Annotated in this window: 16 protein-coding genes and 3 tRNA genes; 6 read left to right on the forward strand and 13 right to left on the reverse strand. The window is 55.9% G+C overall.

Features of this window, described 5'->3' with window-relative positions; translation table 11 throughout:
* Positions 1–17: 17 nt before the first annotated feature.
* Complete coding sequence (locus tag H9I52_RS18515; RefSeq protein ID WP_187455096.1) at positions 18–422, reverse strand: T9SS type A sorting domain-containing protein; 405 nt, start codon at positions 420–422, stop codon at positions 18–20.
* A 263-nt stretch (positions 423–685) separates the two neighbouring features.
* Between H9I52_RS18515 and H9I52_RS18520 the strand changes: the two genes are divergently transcribed.
* The 3 genes from H9I52_RS18520 to H9I52_RS18530 all read left to right on the forward strand — a co-directional run bounded on the left by H9I52_RS18520 (position 686) and on the right by H9I52_RS18530 (position 1,797).
* Positions 686–759, forward strand: a tRNA-Pro gene (locus tag H9I52_RS18520).
* Positions 760–857: 98 nt separating this feature from the next.
* A tRNA-Pro gene (locus H9I52_RS18525) sits at positions 858–931 on the forward strand.
* Positions 932–1,128: 197 nt separating this feature from the next.
* A complete protein-coding gene (locus tag H9I52_RS18530; protein ID WP_187455097.1) occupies positions 1,129–1,797 on the forward strand; it encodes an outer membrane beta-barrel protein in 669 nt (222 codons plus the stop codon).
* Between the two features lie 86 nt (positions 1,798–1,883).
* Here H9I52_RS18530 and H9I52_RS18535 read toward each other — a convergent pair whose 3' ends face one another.
* From H9I52_RS18535 to H9I52_RS18555, 5 genes are all read right to left on the reverse strand, one after another.
* The gene (locus H9I52_RS18535) at positions 1,884–2,411 is read right to left on the reverse strand and encodes a hypothetical protein (RefSeq protein WP_187455098.1); all 528 of its coding nucleotides are present in this window, start codon (positions 2,409–2,411) and stop codon (positions 1,884–1,886) included.
* Positions 2,411–4,129 (reverse strand): ABC transporter ATP-binding protein, encoded by a 1,719-nt coding sequence (locus H9I52_RS18540; protein WP_139517724.1) that lies wholly within the window; start codon positions 4,127–4,129, stop codon positions 2,411–2,413. Before H9I52_RS18540 ends, H9I52_RS18535 begins: the two co-directional genes overlap by 1 nt.
* A gap of 150 nt (positions 4,130–4,279) precedes the next feature.
* Positions 4,280–5,071 (reverse strand): tRNA pseudouridine(38-40) synthase TruA, encoded by a 792-nt coding sequence (gene truA, locus H9I52_RS18545; RefSeq protein WP_187455099.1) that lies wholly within the window; start codon positions 5,069–5,071, stop codon positions 4,280–4,282.
* A gap of 84 nt (positions 5,072–5,155) precedes the next feature.
* Positions 5,156–5,698, reverse strand: coding sequence for a GNAT family N-acetyltransferase (locus H9I52_RS18550; RefSeq protein WP_187455100.1), 543 nt, complete (start codon positions 5,696–5,698; stop codon positions 5,156–5,158).
* Between the two features lie 24 nt (positions 5,699–5,722).
* Complete coding sequence (locus tag H9I52_RS18555) at positions 5,723–6,925, reverse strand: thiolase family protein (protein ID WP_139515202.1); 1,203 nt, start codon at positions 6,923–6,925, stop codon at positions 5,723–5,725.
* A gap of 93 nt (positions 6,926–7,018) precedes the next feature.
* Here H9I52_RS18555 and H9I52_RS18560 point away from each other — a divergent pair, with 93 nt between their 5' ends.
* Positions 7,019–7,495, forward strand: a complete 477-nt coding sequence (locus tag H9I52_RS18560; RefSeq protein WP_187455101.1) for a DUF4293 domain-containing protein — start codon at positions 7,019–7,021, stop codon at positions 7,493–7,495.
* An 80-nt stretch (positions 7,496–7,575) separates the two neighbouring features.
* On the opposite strand, the gene H9I52_RS18565 is transcribed toward H9I52_RS18560, so the two are convergent.
* The 5 genes from H9I52_RS18565 to H9I52_RS18585 all read right to left on the reverse strand — a co-directional run bounded on the left by H9I52_RS18565 (position 7,576) and on the right by H9I52_RS18585 (position 13,780).
* Entirely contained in the window at positions 7,576–8,484 is a 909-nt protein-coding gene (locus H9I52_RS18565) for a DUF4476 domain-containing protein (protein WP_187455102.1), read from the reverse strand.
* Between the two features lie 193 nt (positions 8,485–8,677).
* Positions 8,678–10,609, reverse strand: a complete 1,932-nt coding sequence (locus H9I52_RS18570; RefSeq protein ID WP_187455103.1) for an OmpA family protein — start codon at positions 10,607–10,609, stop codon at positions 8,678–8,680.
* Between the two features lie 118 nt (positions 10,610–10,727).
* Positions 10,728–11,228 carry a hypothetical protein gene (locus H9I52_RS18575; RefSeq protein WP_187455104.1) on the reverse strand — a complete coding sequence of 167 codons (501 nt, stop codon included), beginning with the start codon at positions 11,226–11,228 and terminating at the stop codon, positions 10,728–10,730.
* A gap of 185 nt (positions 11,229–11,413) precedes the next feature.
* Positions 11,414–12,274 carry a (Fe-S)-binding protein gene (locus tag H9I52_RS18580; RefSeq protein ID WP_187455284.1) on the reverse strand — a complete coding sequence of 287 codons (861 nt, stop codon included), beginning with the start codon at positions 12,272–12,274 and terminating at the stop codon, positions 11,414–11,416.
* A 108-nt stretch (positions 12,275–12,382) separates the two neighbouring features.
* Positions 12,383–13,780, reverse strand: coding sequence for a 4Fe-4S dicluster domain-containing protein (locus H9I52_RS18585; protein WP_187455105.1), 1,398 nt, complete (start codon positions 13,778–13,780; stop codon positions 12,383–12,385).
* Positions 13,781–13,931: 151 nt separating this feature from the next.
* Between H9I52_RS18585 and H9I52_RS18590 the strand changes: the two genes are divergently transcribed.
* Positions 13,932–14,004 (forward strand) — tRNA-Phe (locus tag H9I52_RS18590).
* A 121-nt stretch (positions 14,005–14,125) separates the two neighbouring features.
* On the opposite strand, the gene H9I52_RS18595 is transcribed toward H9I52_RS18590, so the two are convergent.
* Complete coding sequence (locus H9I52_RS18595; RefSeq protein WP_187455106.1) at positions 14,126–16,570, reverse strand: outer membrane beta-barrel protein; 2,445 nt, start codon at positions 16,568–16,570, stop codon at positions 14,126–14,128.
* Positions 16,571–16,929: 359 nt separating this feature from the next.
* Between H9I52_RS18595 and nagB the strand changes: the two genes are divergently transcribed.
* Positions 16,930–18,849 carry a glucosamine-6-phosphate deaminase gene (gene nagB, locus H9I52_RS18600; RefSeq protein WP_187455107.1) on the forward strand — a complete coding sequence of 640 codons (1,920 nt, stop codon included), beginning with the start codon at positions 16,930–16,932 and terminating at the stop codon, positions 18,847–18,849.
* A gap of 71 nt (positions 18,850–18,920) precedes the next feature.
* Here the strand turns inward: nagB and H9I52_RS18605 are convergent, their stop codons facing one another.
* Complete coding sequence (locus tag H9I52_RS18605) at positions 18,921–20,063, reverse strand: J domain-containing protein (RefSeq protein ID WP_187455108.1); 1,143 nt, start codon at positions 20,061–20,063, stop codon at positions 18,921–18,923.
* Between the last annotated feature and the right edge of the window lie 21 nt (positions 20,064–20,084).

Here is a 20,084-nt window from a genome sequence, read left to right on the forward strand (position 1 = left end):
TGGGTAAAACAAGCGGCTTACTGTCCTAGCAGAATGCGGCGCATACCCCGGCGCTCACCGGAAGAGCAATGCACAATGTAAGAACCTGCTGGCAAAGCACTTACGTCAAGCACGGCAACCTGATCGCCCACAATGAGATCGCGGGTAAGCACTGGGTGCCCTTCAGCGTCGTTGACTTCCACGCGGGTTGGGCCGGTAGCGTCGGTGTGCACCGTGAGGCGCTTCGTGACGGGGTTGGTTTCCAGCCGCACCTTCAAGGCATCCGAAGAAGGCGCGGCCTGCTCCATTTTGTCCGTGATCAGTGCGGGCGGGGCAGCCTTGGCTGAGGTAGTATTAGCAGCTACGGGCTGCGTCTGGGCCTGCGCTGGCCGCACCCAGCAGGTCGCGGCAAACAGGCAAAGTAGAAGAGTAACTGTTTTCATACGCGGCCCTAACGAAAAAGTGAATATTCCGGTATCTGGTAAAAGTAAAAATTTGACGCCACTCTTTTGCAAAGAGTTTGGATTTTCTGCTTTAGCAAACTCATTGCCAAGCTTTAGCCAGCGCAAACTGCTACGCCAGCAGCACTGCTACAGCGCCGCTCAGATGATAAAAAAACAGGATTCCCTATCACAGATTCAATTTTTATCTCCCTTGACCTTGCACCGATGCCGTACTATCTACTACATTTGCAACTCAATTCTCTCGGGGTGTAGCGTAGCCTGGTATCGCGCCAGCATGGGGTGCTGGAGGTCGTAGGTTCGAATCCTGCCACTCCGACTGAAGAGTTTTTGCTCGAAAAGCCTCTGGACTTCGGTTCGGAGGCTTTTTTCGGCAGAAAAAATTAATTTTCGTGGTGCTTCGGCAGCACCACTCCTCGGGGTGTAGCGCAGCCCGGTAGCGCGCGTCGTTCGGGACGACGAGGCCGTAGGTTCGAATCCTGCCACCCCGACTGAAAGCATTTACTTCCTTCTCAAAAGCCCACGGAACAGAAGTTCCGTGGGCTTTTCTGCTTTTCAGCAATACTGGCTTGGTGCTGACAGCGAAATAGTTAGGCGCTTAGCTGCTTTTGAATTCGAAAATGCGTGCTGCCAGAGGGGTAGGCAGGAGCTACATTCGCGCTTTCCATTATTCTTTTCTACCCGTTTTATGAAAAAACTTATTCTGAGTGCGTTGGTACTTAGCTTCTCGGCGCTGGGGGCGCAGGCCCAAATTGCGGCCGGCACTACCCTACTCGGCGGCAACGCGGGGTATTCGAGCCAAACCCAAAAGAGCGAATTCGCCAACAGCCCGTCCAGTGATCCCGATAACAAGTACCATCAGTATGAGTTGGCACCGACGGTTGGCTATTTCATTGCCGATAACCTCGCTGTGGGAGTCAGCTTTGGGCTGGCCGGCACTCAACAGAAGCAAAAAAACTACAACGGTAATCTCTCCTACACCAACGAAACGAAAATGCGGTACTTGTCTGTGGGGCCGCTGCTTCGGTATTATAAGTTTGTGAGCGAAAAAGCGGCTTTCTACGGTCAGCTCGGCGCGGGCTACATCAACAATTACTCGGTACAGAAATCCTCTACCAATTATGCGGGCGACAATATTGCTCGTTCTCAAGGCTACTACAGCCAATTACTGCCGGGCTTTGTGTTCTTCCCTACCGATAAGTTTGGTTTGGAATTGACCATGCGAGGCTTTTCCTACAACCACCTGGAGCAAAAGCTCGATGACAAAAGCGACGATAAATACGTCAACAATGGCCTGGATTTTGGCTTCGGCCTGCGTGATCTGCGGTTGGGTGCTTTCTTCTACCTCGGCCGCTAATCTTAGGTAAGCAAGCCTATTCTACAGAAAAGCCGATCCGGAATAATTCGGATCGGCTTTTACATAAATATCACATTATCAAATAGTTATCTACCAACAACAGCTATCACTTCGTTGGCACCCGTATCGGGAAAGCGTTCGAGGTACACTTGCAACAGCTTCAGGTTGTGGCGTTTGGCGTACTCTTTCACGCCTTCGTAAAGTTTGCCCGGCGCCACCATGTAGCTGGCCTCGATGCGCGCCCGAACGACTTGCTGCTGGGTGAAGAAAGCCGTGTAATGAAAACCCACAGGCAGCTTCTGCGAAGTTGTGTCTGCTACCACGAGGCCAATAAAGGCTTTCAGGGAGTCGCTGGCGGCGTCGGGGTCATTGTAGTAAATGTTGCCAAGATCACCGTGCAGCTGGCCGCTAGATTTGACTTGTTGCGCCTGCCGAAACATCGGACCAAACTCGGGGCTATCGGCCCGGCCTTTGAAGTGCTGACCAGCCAGATAGATGGGCTGCGGTACAGTAGTCAACGCCACTTCGGGTTGTTTGAAGCCCCCCAGGTACGCGTAAACAGAGGCGCCGCCAACGAAGACGACCAAAAACAAGATCAATAACCAACGATTCATTATTCAGCGGGGGTGTTCAGCGCGTCTTTGTACTGCATTTGATAAAGCTGGGCGTAGAAGCCGCCGTGGCGCAACAGTTCCTCGTGATTGCCGGATTCCTTGATTTCGCCCCGGTCAAGCACGATGATGCGGTCGGCTTTCTGGATGGTGCTCAGCCGGTGCGCAATCACGAGCGACGTGCGGCCCTGCATCAGCTTTTCGATGGCTTCTTGGATCAGCTCTTCCGTTTCGCTGTCGACCGACGAGGTGGCTTCATCCAGGATGATGATGCGCGGCTGATATACCATCGCCCGCACAAACGAAATCAATTGCCGCTGCCCGACGGAAAGCGTCGCGCCGCGCTCCATTACCTTGTAGTTCAACCCATTAGGCAAACGCTCAATGAATCGGCGGGCGCCTACCAGTTCGGCGGCTTCCCAGATTTGGGCTTCGGTGATGTCTTTGTTGCCCAGCGTGATGTTGTCGGCGATGGTGCCCGCAAACAGAAACACGTCCTGCAACACCACCCCGATATGCCGGCGCAAGTGCTTCAGGTCGAACTCCCGCAGATCATGCCCATCCACGCGAATGGTGCCCTTGTTGATTTCGTAGAACCGGCTGAGCAGGTTGATGATGGACGTTTTGCCCGCGCCGGTTGCGCCTACAAAAGCGACGGTTTGCCCGGCCTGCACCTCAAAGCTGATGTCTTTGAGCACGTACTCCTCGTCGTTATAAGCAAACCACACGTGCTCGAACTGCACATCGCCGCGCAGGTGATCGGGGGCATATGTGCCGTTGTCGGCGATAAGCTCTTTGCTATCAAGGAGTTTCAACAACCGTTCGGTACTAACCAGCCCCAGTTGCAACGTATTGAACCGGTCGGCAATTTGGCGTATTGGCCTGAAAAACAGACCATTATACATAATAAAGGCAATCAATGCGCCTTTGGAAATAGTCCCTTCGATTTGGCCCTGCGCAGCGTACCACACCAGCAGACCCACACCCATAGCCGCCAGCACTTCGGCCACCGGAAAATAGATCGAATAATAGAGTACCGAGCGAATGTTGGCGCGGGTATGCTCCTGATTGATGGCCCGAAACTTTTTGAACTCGCGTTCTTCGTTGTTGAAGATCTGCACCACGTTCATGCCCGTAAGGTGCTCTTGGACAAAGGAATTGAGGCTGGCGACGGCCGTCCGTACCTCTTGAAACGACTTCTTGACCTTCTCCTTAAACACGTAAGTGCTGATGAGCAGCGGCGGCACCACGGCCAAGCTTACCAACGTCAGGCGCCAGTCGATCCAGAACATGAAGCCGACGATGAACACCAATTGCAAAATGTCGCCGACCATAGCCGCCAAGCCCTCGCTAAACACATCCGACAGCGTTTCCACGTCGGAAATGTTGCGGGTCACGAGTACGCCGATGGGCGTACGGTCGAAGAACTTAAGGCGCAGGTCGAGGATGTGACGGTAGAGATCCACGCGGATGTCGCGCACGATGTATTGACCCAGCCAGCCGCCATAATATGTTTGCAGATAGCTGACGATGGTGTGCGCGATCAGCAACACGACCAGCAGCCCAAACATTTTGTTAACACCCTGTACGTCACCCTGTTCGATGCTTACATCGACCATTTTCTGAATCAGAAAGGGGCGCAACGTACCAAGGGCCGCGGTGGCAATGGTGAGAAAAATCAGGGAATAAAAGACTTTTCGGTAGGGCCGCACATAGTTCATGAGCCGGCTGAGCACCTGCCAGTCGAAGATGTTGCCAGTTTTGGTGGCGGTGGTTGCCTGCTCCAAGTGGGTGGGATTTGTAGAACGCTTACGAAAATCAGTAACCAACGCGGGACCCGCAAGGTTGCACTACTTGCCGCGGCGACAGAATCAGCGGTTGGCAAAGTACGGCATTCCCGACGGCAAGACGGCTGCGGCCACTAGCTCGGCCGGGTACTCCACGCGGGTCAGGAACAAGCCTTGGGCGGGCGCTGCCCCGCTCGCTTCTACCCTACTTTGCGCGGCTAGTATTTCGCCAAACGCCACCGGCGTCAACCGGCCACGGCCTACGCTCAGCAGCGTACCAACCACCAACCGCACCATGCCCCGCACAAACCGATTGGCCCGAATGCGAAACACCAAACCCCCGGGCACCGGGTGCCAGGCCGCCTCATACACTACGCATACGTAGTGCTTTTCGGCACCCTTCACCTTGGAAAAACTAGTAAAGTCGCGCGAGCCCAGCAGCAAAGTGGCGGCCGTATTCATAGCCGCCAAGTCGGGAGCCCGATCGAGGTAGAGGGCGTGCCGGCTGCTGAAGGGGTCGGGCACGAGGCGCACATGGTATTCGTAGGTGCGGGCTTCGGCATCAAAGCGGGCATTGGCTTTGGGCGGCACCGGGTGCAACGCGTAGGCGGCAATGTCGCGGGGCAAGGCGCGGTTTAGGCGGTACAGTGTAGTGTCCTCATCGAGGTTGGCTGGCATTTCGGCTTCAAAATGCGCCACCTGGTGGCTGGCATGCACCCCCGTATCGGTGCGGCCGCTGCCCAGCGTGAAAACCGGCTGGCGTAGCACCTGCGACAGCCGCCGATTCAGTTCTTCCTGCACCGTAACGGCGTTGGGCTGGGTTTGCCAACCGTGGTAATCCGTGCCATCGTAAGCCAAGTGAAGAAAGTAGCGCACTGCAAGTATTGCTGAAGTATGCAAGTAGAACGAGCGCCAAAAGACTCGCCCGCACTCTCACACAACTATCTAATTATCAATTAATTACACAACAAGCGCATACAAAAGTCCGTCGAAGGTTTCGCCGTCTTTGGTCATACTTTTGCGCAGGCATCCTTCTAGTTCGTAGCCGGCTTTTTCGAGCACCCGCGCCGAAGCCGCATTGTGCGCGAACACCGTGGCGTACAGCCGGCAGATGTCGAAATGGCGGAACACGTAGTCGGACAATACTTGTACGGCCGCCGTACCGATGCCCCTTCCCCAGTAGCGACGCCCCAGCCAATAACCGATCTCGGCGCTGCGGTAATGCACGTCGCTCTTGAACATGATGCTGATGCTGCCGGCCGCCTCGCCGTCTACCTCAAAGGCCAAGTGCACATCGCGGGAGTGCACATCCGACACAAAGTTGATGTACCACTCGGCATCGCCCAACGAATAAGGATGCGGGAAGACGTCGCGCAGGTTTTGCCACACTCCGCGGTCGTTGGCCTGCTCGGCCAGCACCGTAGCATCAGCCGCGCACCACGGACGCAACCGAGCTCCAGGGACGGGCAAATCCAACGTCGGACGGAGCAGGTTTTCGGCCATAATGCGCGGCTAACAACTTGTTTATCAAACCTTTTCGTAGATAATGGCAATACCCTGACCCACGCCGATGCACATGGTAGCAAGGCCATAGCGCACACCTTCGCGGCGCTGCATTTCGTGTACCAACGTGGCCGTAATACGCGAGCCGCTAGCGCCCAGGGGGTGACCGATGGCAATGGATCCGCCGTTGACGTTGATCTTTTCCGGGTTCAGATTCAGCTCCCGAATGCAGGCAATGCTTTGGGCAGCAAAGGCTTCGTTGAGCTCAATCAGGTCCATGTCGTCGAGGGTCAGACCGGCGCGCTGCAATACTTTTTGCGTAGCCGGCACCGGACCCAGGCCCATATACGCCGGATCGACGCCTGCCACGGCCGTAGCCACCACGCGCACCATCGGCTTGAGGCTGAAGCGCTTCAGGGCTTCTTCTCCTACTACCATTACTGCTGCCGCGCCATCGTTGATGCCCGCGGAGTTGCCCGCCGTAACAGTACCGTCCACGGGTTGGAAAGCCGGCTTGATGCTAGCCAGCTTTTCCATCGTCGACAAGCGCGGCGGCTCGTCGGTGTCGAATAAGGCCGTGTCGCCTTTGGGCTGCCCTACGAACACCGGCACGATTTCGCGACGGAAGCGCCCTTTCTCCTGGGCGCGGTGGTATTTGCGTTGGGAGTTAAAGGCGAACTCGTCTTGCTCTTCCCGTGTGATGCCGTACTTACGGGCCACGTTCTCAGCCGTTTCGCCCATGGCATACGGGTGGTGCATTTTGGCTAAGCGCGGATTGACGAAGCGCCAGCCCAGCGTGGTATCGTGCGCAGTGAAGTCACGCGCAAAAGCGGTCGTCGACTTGGCCATCACGAAGGGCGCGCGGGTCATGCTTTCGGCACCGCCAGCCAAGTATACATCACCCTCGCCCGACCAAATGGCGCGCGACGCATCCATGATGGTTTGCAGCCCGGAACCGCAAAGACGGTTGACAGTCACGCCAGGCACTGTGATGGGCAAACCCGCTAGCAGCGCCGCCATACGGGCTACGTTGCGGTTGTCTTCGCCGGCTTGGTTGGCTGCGCCGATAATTACATCTTCTACCGCCGCTTTGTCCAGCGAAGGATTGCGGCGTAAAAGCTCGCGCAGAACGTGCGCGGCTAGGTCGTCGGGACGTACGCTGCTGAGAGCACCCCCAAATTTGCCGATGGGCGTGCGGACGGCGTCCACGATATAAGCAGTTGACATTGGCTGGTAATGCGGTTATTCCGCTCGTTGTTGGCTACTTTTGCCGGCCCGACCGCCCAAAGCAAGGCTAGCCGGAACTGACAAAACACAAAGATGATACAAAGAATCCAAAGCGTATTCCTGCTGTTGCTGGCCGTAGCCATGCTCAGCGTGGTGTTCCTGCCGATCTGGAGCAAAACCGACCCTCTCAGTAAGCAGGAACTTGTCTTAACTTCCACAAAGATAGCCTACGCCCACGCCGATCCGGGCATGTCGGTCACAACCAGCACGTACGCCATTGTGGCATTGGCGCTGGCCTCGGCGGCCGTAGCCTTGTTCGAGATTTTCCAGTACCGCAACCGCTTTCTACAACTGAAGCTGGGCTTTTTCAACCTGCTTCTGATTGTGGCTACCATCGGGGCCAGCTATTACTACTCCGGGGTGGCAGAACAAATGCTCAACGTAAAAATTCCCGGCACTTTTGAAGCCGGCTTCTATTTGCCCACGTTGGCCTTAGTACTCAATCTGTTGGCCAGCCGTTTTATTCGGCGCGACGAACAACTAGTACGATCGATGGACCGTTTGCGCTAGGCACAACAAGCTCTCCAAACAACAAAAAAGGCTCTCGCGGAATATCGCGAGAGCCTTTTTTGTGTAAGGGCATAGTTGGTCTATCGACCGCCGCGGCTTTGCTCGACGTAACGTTGCAATTCTTGCGCGTTGGAGCTAAAATCGAAGCTGTCGTAGACGCGATAAAAGTTTTGACGGTCAGCCACTTGCGGATAGGCAAACTTGGCCAGCTCCAGCCGTGATTTGTCGAAGGAAAATTCTTTCAGCAGCATTCTCAAATCATCAGCCCGCACAACCGATTCGCTGAGCGCCTGCCGGGCGATGGCCATTTTGTTGTCGTCGAAAGAAGCACTGTGCACCGCACGCAGCAACTGGTCTACTTCCTGCGGCGCCAGCAGCGGCAAGTCGTCGGTGCCGTTGTAGTAGCCACCGTCCCGCGGCGGGTAATTGCCACTGCCGGAGTTAGGATAGCTACCGGAGTTGGGATAGTTATTAGGGTTCGGCGCCGGATACGATCCGCCAGGGTTAGGCTGATTGCCGGGAGCAGGATAGGCCCCGCCGGGGTTGGGCTGATTGTAGCCGCCTCCGTCGTAAGTGCCATTAGGATAACGCGGATCGGGTGCCGGAACCGGATACGCGCCACCTGGGTATGAGCGCCCGTACCCGCCGCGGATGGGCACGGCTGCTACCATGCGCAGCGTCAGGGGGTAACCCGGGCGGGCTACCAGCACGAAGCTGGATTCCAGACCGGAATCGAGGAATACGCGCGTCCGAAAGTTTACCGCCCGTCCCCGGCCTGCTGGCACCACAAACTCGGCCATATGATAGCCCGGCGCCAACCGGTCGATGTGCACCTGGCTAATGGCTCCGCGCGTCAACGGACGCCCGTCGAACACCAGCTGGAAAAGCACGCCGCGCTCGGAAGCGAAATTCGCGTTGGCCGGCGCAGCCCGAAGTGCTGAAGACAGGAGCAGGAACAGACCGAAGCAAAGAAGTAATGCCTTTTTCATGGCAGTGGCAGCTTACCCAAGGCGACCATTCACCCCGGTAATACCATTAAAGCCAAGTATTGTGCCAGAGAAATGCCAAAGTATAGGCGTTGTTGAATTTACCGCTACTTGGATGGGCAGCCATATCCTACTAAAACAAAATAGCCGCTTCGTCCGAAACGGCTATTTTTATAAACACCTTATTACCAATCAGTTACTCATCAATTCGCGTCACCTTGAATTCGGTGCGGCGGTTGCGCTGGTGTTCGTCTTCGGTTTTGGCCGCTTTGATCACAGGACGCGTTTCGCCGTAGCCTTTGGCCGTGATGCGCGCTTTGTCGATGCCCTTCGAAATGATGTAATCGACGGCCGACTGAGCCCGGCGCTGCGACAGAGCCAAGTTGTATGCATCCTTACCCCGCGAGTCAGTATGTGAGCTTAGCTCAATCGTGATTTTGGGGTTGTCGTTGAGAGTTTGTACCAGCTTGTCCAGTTCCACGGCCGCATCCGGACGAATATCGGCTTTGTTGTAGTCGTAGAAGATGTTCTCCACCACAATCGCCTTATTCTTAACGATTTTGGTCAAGGTCAGCGTAATCGGAATGCGGATGTCGGTCATGTCTTCGGTTAGCTGGTCTTGCGGCGGCGTGCGGCCCACGGTGGTCAGTGAGTTGCGCGCCGTGAAGTACCCCGGCCGATCGGCCACCAGCGAGTACGTAGCGGCGGTGTCAAGCTTAAAGCTGAATTTGCCGTCGGGGCCCGCGGTGATGTCCTGAAGCTTCTGGCCATTGGGACCAAATACCGTCACGGTTTCGCCGGCCAGCGGCGCTACCTTTCCGGTTTTATCATCGCGCTCTACGACATTGCCATCGGCGTAGAAGGTCACGAACTTATAGGTCTGACGCTTAAAGCGATACAGGTCGTCGCTGCCCTTGCCCCCCGCCCGATCGGAGGAAAACACGCCGGTATTCTTGCTGACAAAATACGGGGCGAAGTCGTCGCCGCTGCTGTTGATGGGGGCGCCAAGGTTCTTCACTTTTCCCTTGTCCACCATAAAGATGTCGAGCTTGCCCAGGCCCGGATGCCCGTCGGAAGAGAAGTAAAAAGTGCCATCGGGCGCAATGGCTGGAAAGCTTTCGTTACCGGGCGTATTGATCTGATCACCCAGGTTTTCCGGGGGCGAAAAACGGCCGTTGGCTCCCAGCGTGGCTTTATACAGATCGGTACCACCCTGCCCGCCGTTGCGGCCCGAAGCGAAATACAGCGTCTGTCCGTCGGGGGAGAACACAGGCGAGAAATCGTCGGCCGTGCGATTGTTGATGTTGATCAACGCGGGCTCCGTCCAGGCACCGCTGCGGAAGTACGACGCCCACAAATCGACGCTGAGGTAGCCTTTCTTTTTGCCGCTGTTGGAGCGCGCAAACACCACCGTTTTGCCATCGGGCGAGTACGTGGCGCTGGCTTCGTGCATGTCTTCGGTATTGAAAATGGGCTCCAGCTTGCGCACCGTACCGCCGGTCATCTTCTCGGCATCGTCAAATTTAACGGCGTACAAGTCATTGAATCCCTGGCCGTTACCCAAATACTTTTTGCCGTCGCGGCCTGAGGCAAACACCAGTTCTTTGGTATCGGGCATGATGGTCGCACTGAAATCCGACGATTCGGAGTTGACCTGATCCAGCGGAGTTATTTGGTCGCGGTTGCGCATAGCCACCACGTCTTTGCTGAGGCGCGCGTTCTTGGCTTCTACTTCGGCCCGAGCAGCCAGCTGCCGATTCTTGCCGTTTTCGACGTAGTTATCAAACAAAGCCGCGGCCTCGTCGAGTTTTCCGTTGGCCTTCAAAGCCAACGCGTAGTAAAAAGGGGCATCGCCGTTTTTCACCCCGCCGTCGATGGCAGCCTTATAGTACCCCTCGGCCTGCTCAATGCGGTTCGATAAGCGATACGATTCGGCGACGCGGTAATTGGCTTGCGCAATGTTGCGTCCTTTGGCCACGTCCGCCTTATACATTTTGATAGCCGTCTCAAATTCACCGCGGGCAAAGCGCTTATCGGCCTTACTCATGGGGCCACCGCTTGAGGCAGCGCACCCGCTCAGCAGCGCCGACGAGCCCGCCACAACATATAGTAACAGTAGTTTTCTCATGGGGAGATACAGGAATAAAGAGGTCGTCGGGTGGGACTGGCGTTGGTTCGCTACGACTGGCAATAATACTAATTTACGCAGGAATAGTATGGTCCGCTGCGCCAGCAACCCAGAAGGTTTAACGGGCTACCGACGGTTGAAAATAGCGCGCCAGCCACGTTTGGGCAGCCGGAGCAGGCCACGCAGCAGCAAGCTGTCCGCGTTGAGCTATGGTGTTATCGAAGTACAGGGTATCGGATTGCAGACGGCCCTCGGCGACAGCGGCCCGTAATTCGCGCCGATCCATCAGCTTCACCTGGTCGTTGATCAGAAAGGCCAGCTGGGACTTTTCGAGCAGCGTCACTCCCAGATATGCCTCTAGTTCCCTAACAAACCGCACCGAAGCATCAATGGAGCAGCCGCTGGCGTCGGCAACGGCTTCGTCTAGGCCAATGACCAGAAACTGATGGTGCAAAATGGCCGCAGATGCCTGCAAAGCGCGGCCGTGGCTGGTCCAGTCAGCGGAAAACTGCGCAAGTGCGGGCTGCACGGTCGCTATTTCCGCGTCGGTGAGGCGCCGGTTGGCCTGATAAATCCAGATGCGCGCATGCGCCGGAAGCTGATCGAATGAAACAAACATATTGTTTTTACAACTATCTATTAATCAAACACTTATACAGACAAGCATTTGAGTACCTCTGCAGTGTTTCCATGCTTATAACGGCGCAAAGGCAAATTCATTTTCTACAAAATAAACTGCCCCGCCGGGAAGTTCCGGCGGGGCAGGAAATGTAGCGATAACGCAGTTGCTGAGCGCCTTTTTGCTTACACGTTCAGCCCTTCGGCCGAGGCAACAAGTTCGGCTAGGTCAAACACTTGCACGTTGTTTTCGCGCTCCTTGCCTTTCACGCCGTCGCTCATCATGGTCATGCAAAACGGGCACCCCACGGCGATGATGCTATTTTGGCTGTTGCCTTTCGGAGCCGGGGTAGCGCCCGCGTTGCCACTTTCAACGCCATACAGGTTGTCGAGCGCAGCCGCATTGCCGTCGAGCGTAGCCAATGCCTCCTCAGTGCGCTCGATGTTGATGTCTTTCTTGCCGGGCTCGGGCTCTTTCCACATCTGCGCGCCGCCGGCACCGCAGCACAGGCCGTTGGCCTTGCTGCGCTTCATCTCAACTAAGTCAGCGTCAAGCGCTTCGAGCACAGCGCGGGGCGCTTCGTAGATGTTGTTGGCCCGCCCCAGGTAGCACGAATCGTGAAAGGTAATGCGACGGCCTTTATAGGATTCGCCCCCTTCTACTTTCACACGCCCCTCGTTGATAAGCTGTTGCAGAAATGTGCTGTGGTGAATTACCTCGTAGTTGCCGCCCAGCGCCGGGTATTCGTTTTTGATGGTGTTGAAGCAGTGTGGGCAAGCCGTCACGATTTTTTTGATGCCGTACCCCTCGAACGTGGTGATGTTCTGCATGGCCTGCATTTGAAACAAAAACTCGTTGCCGGCACGCTTGGCGGGGTCACCAGTGCATGTTTCTTCCATGCCCAGCACGGCATATTTCACGCCTACGTGCTCCAAAATGCGCACAAAAGCACGCGTCACGCGCTTGTAGCGGTCGTCGAAAGCGCCCGCGCATCCTACCCAGAACAAAATCTCGGGCTCTTCGCCACGAGCGGCCAGGTCGGCCATGACAGGAACAGTTACGGGACGCTTGGCAGTTTGCTCAGCCATATATACAGTTGACGGTTGTCAGTAAATTGTGATTCTTGCCATTCACCAAAGGGCGAACGGTTCTAATTAAGCCGTGGCAATACTTTGTTTGTCAGCCACATACAAATCATCGGCCCAGTTAAAACGGTCCGAAGGCGAGAAAGCCCACGGCGCGCCGTTGTTCTCAATATTCGAGAACATCACGTTCAATGAGTTAGGCGCCGCCGATTCTTCCAGCACCAAAAAGCGACGCATCTCCACGATGCTCTCCAGCGGATTGATGTTTACGGGGCACGCTTCTACGCACGCATTGCACGTGGTGCAGGCCCATAGCTCCTCAGGAGTAACGTAGCCCCGAAGTAGCGTATGGTTTTCTTTATCAACTACTTCTGCTTCCGCATGCTTGGCCTCGGCGCCGTATAGGTTGGGCTGAAATATCAACGGGGAGTTGTATTTCTCCTCCATCCGGTCGCGGGTGTCCATGATGACTTTGCGCGGCGAGAGCAGCTTACCGGTTAAGTTGGCCGGGCAAACGGAGGTACAACGACCACATTCGGTGCAGGAATAGGCGTTCAGCAGGTTCGTCCAAGCCAGGTCGTTCACGTCTTTGGCCCCAAACGGCGTGGGTGCGGCCGCCGAACCATCGGGATTGGTGGCCGGCGCGGGCACCTGGTAGCTAGGGTCCATCATGGCCTTTACTTCGTGGGTGATGCTGTCCACGTTCGAAAACTGCCCCTGCGGTACCAAACGCGAGTAATACACGTTTGGAAAAGCCATGATGATGTGAAAATGCTTCGAAGAAGGTAAGTAGTTCAGGAATAACAAGATACCTACAATGTGCGCCCACCAGCCTACGCGCTCCAGCACTTCCAGCGCCGTGGCGTTGCTAGGGAATAAGCCCGTCAGCAGGGAGCTAATGGGGAAGGCGCCCGCCAAGTCGCGGCCTTCCAATTGATGCAGCTTCAGATCGGCGGTGTTCATGGTAAACAGGGCCAGCATCAGGATCACTTCCACGTACAGAATGATGTTGGCGTCGAGCTTAGGCCAGGCACGTAGCTCAGGACCCGTGAAGCGGCGTACTGGCTGCGAGCGGTTGCGGCGCCACCAAAACGCGACTACGGCCAGAACCACGAGTGCGCCCAGGATTTCGTTGGTACCCGTCAGGGCGGCATATACTGGCCCCATGAAGCCCAAGACCCGATGGGTGCCAAAAATCCCGTCGATCAGGATTTCAACTACTTCAATATTAATCACCAGAAACCCCACGTAAACCACCAAGTGAAGCAAGGCCGGGGTGATGCGCTTAAACATCTTTTGCTGCCCAAAGGCGACGAGCAGCGTTTTGTTAAGGCGCTCGCTCACGTTGCCAGACATATCGCGGTCGCGGCCGGCAAGGATGTTGGCGCGGATTTTCCGCACTTGCCACGCAAATAGGCCGAAGCCGGCAATGGCTACCAACAGGAAAATGATATTCTGAATGGTCACAGGAAAGGGCTAGGTTTGGGTTGGGTTCCGAAAAATACTCGTTATGCCTAACATATGTAGGCTTTTCGCTGAAAACTTTTTTACTCTGGGGCTTGCGCTATTGTTTTGGTTTACTACTTTTGCGACTCCCAATGCGAAAGCGACGGGAAATGGTGACGTAGCTCAGTTGGTAGAGCAAAGGACTGAAAATCCTTGTGTCGATGGTTCGATTCCATTCGTCACCACAGAAAAGCCCCTTGTACATTGCGTATGAGGGGCTTTTCCTTTTTAAGGGGTTCGTTATGCTCACAACATTCTATACTATTACAAGTGACTAATAATCAAATACTTGCAATAGTATAGGGTTTACTGCCCAGCCGCCCGCCGCTTTTCGTCTTCGGCACCGGTGGTGCGCTTGCGAGTGGGCGCTACTTTGTCGTTGCCGAAGCGATAGCTGAACGAGAGCGTCACGACGCGAGTATCCTGCGAGGAATTAAAAATCTCTTCAAACACCGTGTAGCGCGAGGTCGCGTGCAGAATGTTGGTGTGCAGCACATCCGTTGCGTTCAGGCGCAGGGTGCCTCGACCATCATAGACGCTTTTCTGTACGCCCACGGCCAGTTGGCCAAAACTGCGCTGGGTAAGGAATGCGTAGCGCTGTCGAGATTCGTAGCTCGCGTTCACGTCGGCGGTCCAGGTCTTGCCCAACTGCAAGGAATTGTTGGCGCTCAACAGAACAGCAAACTTCCCTGTCGGCGGGACCGAGCCCAGCAGACTGCCGTTGTAGTTGGCGAAAAACAGCTCGGCATTGCCATAGAACTTCCACCACTTGGTGGGCTCTAGTGGGGCAGTCAAGGAAAGAGAATAGTTATGTAACGCCTTCAAATTCACATCCGTAGACCGAACCAGTCGATCACTGTCCAGCACATACACACTCACGAACGGCTGATCGGTATAGGCGTAGCTGAGGCTGGTAACGATCTTTTGGCGAAAGGTGTGCGTTACCTCAGCCCGGTAGCTGGCCTGCGGTTTTAACAACGGATTACCCGCCCGATACGAAGTCGCATCAATGTAAAAGCGAAACGGGTTGAGCTGGTTGTATGTCGGGCGGTCGAGGCGACGGCTAAGCGACAGCCCCAGTTCGTGGTTCTTGTTGAGCTTGCGGCTCACATTCAGGTTGGGGAAGAGTTGCAAATAATGCCGATCGAAATCGGCATTGGGCTTGTCCGTTTCCTGCCGGCCTGTGGCATTGGTCTGCTCGGCGCGCAAGCCGGCGTTGAGCGTGAAACCGGGGAGCGTGTGCCCAAAATTCAGATACGCGGCGTTGATATTTTCGTCGTACTGAAAGTGGTTTGATTTATCAGGGTCGAGAATGCTGTTGCCATTGACTGTTTTTACAAACGCTAAATCATTGACAGACTGTACTTTACTCGCTTTCCCGCCGACTTCTAGACGCCAATGGTGGCGCATCGGGCGCGTATAATCGACCTTCGCCGACTGGATGGTGAGCGTACCGTCTTGCTGCCCCGTAAGCAGCCGCGGAGCGCGACTCGGCACATTATAAGTAGTCGTCAGCCGTTGTTGACGATCGGTGGTATAGCGGGCCATGTCGGCATCGGCCGTGAGTTCGGCCGCGCCCAACGAGTCGGCCGTGAAGAGGTAGCGGAGCGTGAAGTTGGCCGCGCCGTTGGGCGTATGCCAGGCCCGCTTGTTGAGAACAGAGTAAAGACTGTCGGACTGGCTCTGCGAATTGAAAAACTCCGACACGTTTTGGGTGGTCGAGGGATACCGGTTGGCCAGACCGCTGAGCATTGCCCCTAGTGTAAGGTGCTGATTTACTGTATAATCCAGGCCAGCTTTCCAGGTGTGCGACTGCAAGTTGCTGCGCACGTCATTGCGCTGATGAGTCCGGATCAGGAGCGCGTCGTTGTCGAAATACTTACGGTCGAACGTGAGCAGCTGGTAATTCTGACGGTCGAGATAGGCGTAGCTTCCGTAGACGTTGAGGTTTTTCTGCCGGTAATTCAGCGACAGGCCCGTGTTAAATTTGCCATAGCGTCCGCGGCCGTAACTGATGTTGGCGCTGCCGTTAGCGCCCATACGTTGGTCTTTTTTGAGATTAATGGCAATGATGCCGGCCCCGCCCTGCGCGTCGTATTTGGCCGAAGGATTTGTAATCAACTCAATAGTAGACACTTGCTCCGCTGGCAACGCCCGCAAGTAGTCCGCCAGCTCGGCGCCCGTCAGGGGGATGCGTTTGCCATTTATCTGGACCAACAACCCCTGCCGACCCCGCAACGAGAGGTTATCGTTTCCATCGACCGACATGCCGGGCGAGCGGCCAAGTACATCCAGCGTGGTGTTGCCCGCGGCCAGCGAGCTTCCTTCCACATTTACCACCGTCCGATCCGGGCGCTTCTCAAACAGCGGTTTGCGCTCCGTCACGGTTACGCCCTGCAGTTGGGTAGCCGCACTAGCTTGCAAGATGAAAGCCAACGGCGGTACCGCGCCATCCGCGACTTCCAGCGGCCCCGCCCATACGCGCGTGAACCCAATCTGAGCGACGGACACTAAGTAGCGGCCGGCAGGAACTGGCTCTAGTCGAAAATGACCTTCGACGTCGGTAAAATCAGCCTTAACAACTACCGAATCAGTGGCCCGCAGCAGCGTAACGGTAGCATATTCGATCGGCAGCTCAGTTGCTGTACGGACCGTGCCCGTTACCAAAGCGGGCCGAACCTGCGCTGCCAGGGGAAAAGCCAGCAGCCAAGCTACTATCAGGAAAAAAAATCTGCTCTGTGAACGCAGCAAGCAAAAGAACATGAGCACAATCCGGTGGTTTGGGACGGAAAGTGCAATAGGTGTAAGTTGGTCGGGCGAATTGCTGAAAAAGGGTGTCAGCCGATTCGAGGGGGCGGATTGCCTTTCCAATACCAGCCAGTTGGGCAAGTAGCAGAGGAAGCAATAGTTGGGAAAGATAACAAGAATCTGATTCTTTTCAGGCGCACTTTCTCCCGTGACGTGCCAAAGGGCAGAACAGCCCAATAAAATACGGCGGGCCAAGTATATTTTTATAAACTAGCACTCACAACTCCGGCATCTCCCTTGAAGAGATCACGCCGGGCCTTTCCTTCCTGGTTCTTCATTCGCAGCGTTATTCATTTTTCGCCATGCACTCTTTCGAAAACCATCCCGCCGAACGTATTCCTACCACCATTTATCCCGATTCGGAAGAGGCGTCCGTCGCCGTTGCCCGCGACATCGCAACGCTGATTCGCAACCGTGCGGCCGAAGGGCGCATGTGCGTGTTGGGGTTGGCAACCGGCTCCACGCCCACGCGCATGTACGAAGAGCTCGTGCGCTTACATCAAGAGGAAGGCCTTAGCTTTCAGAACGTCATCAGCTTCAACCTGGACGAGTATTATCCCATGCAGCCCAACTCTTTGCAGAGCTATGTGCGCTTCATGCACGAATACTTGTTCGATCATATCGACATTCGGCCCGAGAACGTGCACATTCCCGACGGCACGGTACGCCAAGAAGAGGTAGCTAATTTTTGCCGGCATTACGAAGAGCAGATCCGGGCCGCGGGCGGCATCGACATTCAGATTTTGGGCATTGGGCGCACGGGCCACATCGGGTTCAACGAGCCTGGGTCGGGGGCCGCATCGCGCACGCGCCTCATCACGCTCGATCACATCACCCGCACCGATGCGGCCAGTGATTTTTATGGGGAGGAAAATGTGCCGCGCCGCGCCATTACGATGGGCGTAGGGACCATATTGGAGGCGCACAGCATTGTGCTGCTGGCTTGGGGCGAAGGCAAGGCGGCAGTGGTAAAGCGCATGGTAGAAGGCGAAATGACCGATTCGGTGCCTGCCACTTACCTGCAAAAACACCCGGAAGTAAGCGTCATTCTCGACGATGCCGCCGCGGCCGAACTCACCCAGCGCAAAACGCCCTGGCTGGCCGGTTTGCCATGCAACTGGCAGGACGAAGCCTTGGTGCGCAAAGCCCTCACGTGGCTGGCGCGCACACTGCAAAAGCCCATTCTAAAGCTAACCGACGAAGACTACAATGAAAATGGCCTTTCGGAACTCCTGAACGAATCGGGGCTGGCCTACAACAGCAACATTCGGGTATTCAATGAGTTACAACACACCATTACGGGGTGGCCGGGTGGCAAGCCCAATGCAGATGACACGTACCGGCCCGAGCGGCAGGCTCCGTTTCCGAAGCGCGCGCTTATTTTCAGCCCCCACCCCGACGATGATGTTATTTCGATGGGCGGCACGCTGTTGCGGCTCGTTGACCAAGGCCACGACGTGCACGTAGCCTACCAAACCAGCGGCAACATTGCGGTTTTTGATGACGAAGCCATTCGCTTCGCCGAGTTTGTAGCCGACTACGACGCGGCTTTCCGGCTGGATGAGCAACAGGCCGAAACGCTGTACGAGCGGGTAGTAGATTCGCTCAAAAACAAAGCTCCTGGCCAGGTTGACTCGGCGGAAGTGCAGCAAATCAAAGGGTTGATTCGCCGGGGCGAGGCCAAATCGGCTTGTCGCTATGCCGGCATCCCCGACGAAAATGCGCACTTCATGGACCTGCCCTTCTACGAAACCGGCCGGGTGCGCAAAAAACCGTTGGGCGAGGAAGACATTCGACTCACGGTGGACCTGCTGAACCAAATACAACCTCAGCAAATCTATGCCGCCGGCGACCTCTCCGACCCGCACGGTACGCACCGCGTCTGTTTGTCGGCGGTTTTCCAGGCGTTGCAGCAGCTGAAAGCCGAAGGCTGCGAGTGGCTAAAAGACTGTTGGGTGTGGCTATACCGGGGTGCGTGGCAGGAGTGGGACATCGACCGCATCGAAATGGCCGTACCCATCTCGCCCCAAGAGCTAACGCGCAAGCGTCGCGCCATTTTCAAGCACCAGTCGCAGAAAGACCGACCGCTGTTTCCGGGTGCCGACCAACGCGAATTTTGGCAACGCGCCGAGGAGCGCAACCGCACCACCGCCAAAATCTACGACCAACTCGGCCTACCCGAATATGAGGCCATTGAAGCCTTTGTAAGATGGAAAATATAACTACTTAATAATCAATTATTTATATTTTCCATGATTTCATAAATCCGGAGCGTGTGTGCACCTCGCCCGGGTCAGGGGCAGTTTTGTCGGCGGGCTTCGTCGGCGTAAGCGTAGCCCAACGCGACGGCGCGCCTGAAAAATTCGCAGGCGGCTTCTTCGTTTCCTTCCTGTTGTGCCAAGCGCCCAAGCAGAAAATGAACCTGCCCATTGCCCGGATTAGCGATCAAAACCTGCCGATAATCTTCGCGCGCCGCCCCAAAATTCTGAATCTTGAAGCTGGCTAACCCACGGTAGGTTAAATATTTATAATCAATAGGCCGCCCTAGTTCGGCGCGCTGGCGCAAGCCGGTGCTGAAATCCTGGACGGCGGCCTCAAAACGCCGTTTGTCGAAGAGCCGAACTTCGCCACGCGTGAGCCAAGCGCCACTCATCGTCGAATCGAGGGCCAACGCGCGGGTAAGGTTGAGCTCCGCCGAATCGGGCCGATTTAAGCTGGCTTCACATTGGCCCATCCGAAAGAGCAGCGGCGCCACTTCCCCTGCCGAATGGGCCTCGCGCAAAGCAGCATAATAGTCGGAGTGGGCCCCTTTGTAGTCGCGGTATACCAGTTGCCTGATTTCGGCCCGCCGTTGAAGAGCTGCCGCATAATCGGGCTTAAAGCGCAGTGCTTCTGACAGATAGCTGTCCGCCGTACTCCACCTGCGCTCGGTGTAGGCCCGCAGGCCATCCTTGTAGTTGCTAACGGCCGCAAAATGGTCCATGGTTACCTTAACCGAAACCAAAAACAGTATGAGCACTCCGACAACTGCCGCTGTCAATTGGTAATCGCGGCGCGTAAACTTGGCCTGCCGCTTGGGGATGGGCCGGTAATGACGCTCCGATGAAGTTGATGGCCGGCGGGTGCGCAGCGGCGCAGGCGGCGGCATCGGCACTCCGTACACACGCTGCGACTGCGACCGGAACTGTTGCTGCCGGAGTATGGCCTCGGCGCGCAGCACTTCCTGGCGCAGCTGATGGTCGTAGGCAGCACGACGGGCGGGGTCCGACAGCACCCGATAAGCCGCGTTCACCGCCTTAAATTGCTCCTCGAATTTCGTGCTACCGCCGTGCTTATCGGGGTGGTACTGGATAGCCAACTGCTTGTACGCAGCCTTGATTTCTCGGTCTGTGGCCGAGGCCGAAACCCCCAGCACATGATAATAATTCTGACTCAAAGCACGGCAGTATAAGGTAAA

This window comes from Hymenobacter sp. BT491 (assembly GCF_014349165.1).
In the GTDB taxonomy this organism is placed as follows: Bacteria; Bacteroidota; Bacteroidia; order Cytophagales; family Hymenobacteraceae; genus Hymenobacter; species Hymenobacter jejuensis.

What these genes read in the sequence shown, in the direction of transcription:
- H9I52_RS18515 (WP_187455096.1), bottom strand. Translation starts at nt 422, where the DNA reads ATGAAAACAGTTACTCTTCTACTTTGCCTGTTTGCCGCGACCTGCTGG.
- H9I52_RS18530 (WP_187455097.1), top strand. Translation starts at nt 1,129, where the DNA reads ATGAAAAAACTTATTCTGAGTGCGTTGGTACTTAGCTTCTCGGCGCTG.
- H9I52_RS18535 (WP_187455098.1), bottom strand. Translation starts at nt 2,411, where the DNA reads ATGAATCGTTGGTTATTGATCTTGTTTTTGGTCGTCTTCGTTGGCGGC.
- H9I52_RS18540 (WP_139517724.1), bottom strand. Translation starts at nt 4,129, where the DNA reads ATGAACTATGTGCGGCCCTACCGAAAAGTCTTTTATTCCCTGATTTTT.
- H9I52_RS18550 (WP_187455100.1), bottom strand. Translation starts at nt 5,698, where the DNA reads ATGGCCGAAAACCTGCTCCGTCCGACGTTGGATTTGCCCGTCCCTGGA.
- H9I52_RS18555 (WP_139515202.1), bottom strand. Translation starts at nt 6,925, where the DNA reads ATGTCAACTGCTTATATCGTGGACGCCGTCCGCACGCCCATCGGCAAA.
- H9I52_RS18560 (WP_187455101.1), top strand. Translation starts at nt 7,019, where the DNA reads ATGATACAAAGAATCCAAAGCGTATTCCTGCTGTTGCTGGCCGTAGCC.
- H9I52_RS18565 (WP_187455102.1), bottom strand. Translation starts at nt 8,484, where the DNA reads ATGAAAAAGGCATTACTTCTTTGCTTCGGTCTGTTCCTGCTCCTGTCT.
- H9I52_RS18570 (WP_187455103.1), bottom strand. Translation starts at nt 10,609, where the DNA reads ATGAGAAAACTACTGTTACTATATGTTGTGGCGGGCTCGTCGGCGCTG.
- H9I52_RS18575 (WP_187455104.1), bottom strand. Translation starts at nt 11,228, where the DNA reads ATGTTTGTTTCATTCGATCAGCTTCCGGCGCATGCGCGCATCTGGATT.
- H9I52_RS18580 (WP_187455284.1), bottom strand. Translation starts at nt 12,274, where the DNA reads ATGGCCGACCTGGCCGCTCGTGGCGAAGAGCCCGAGATTTTGTTCTGG.
- nagB (WP_187455107.1), top strand. Translation starts at nt 16,930, where the DNA reads ATGCACTCTTTCGAAAACCATCCCGCCGAACGTATTCCTACCACCATT.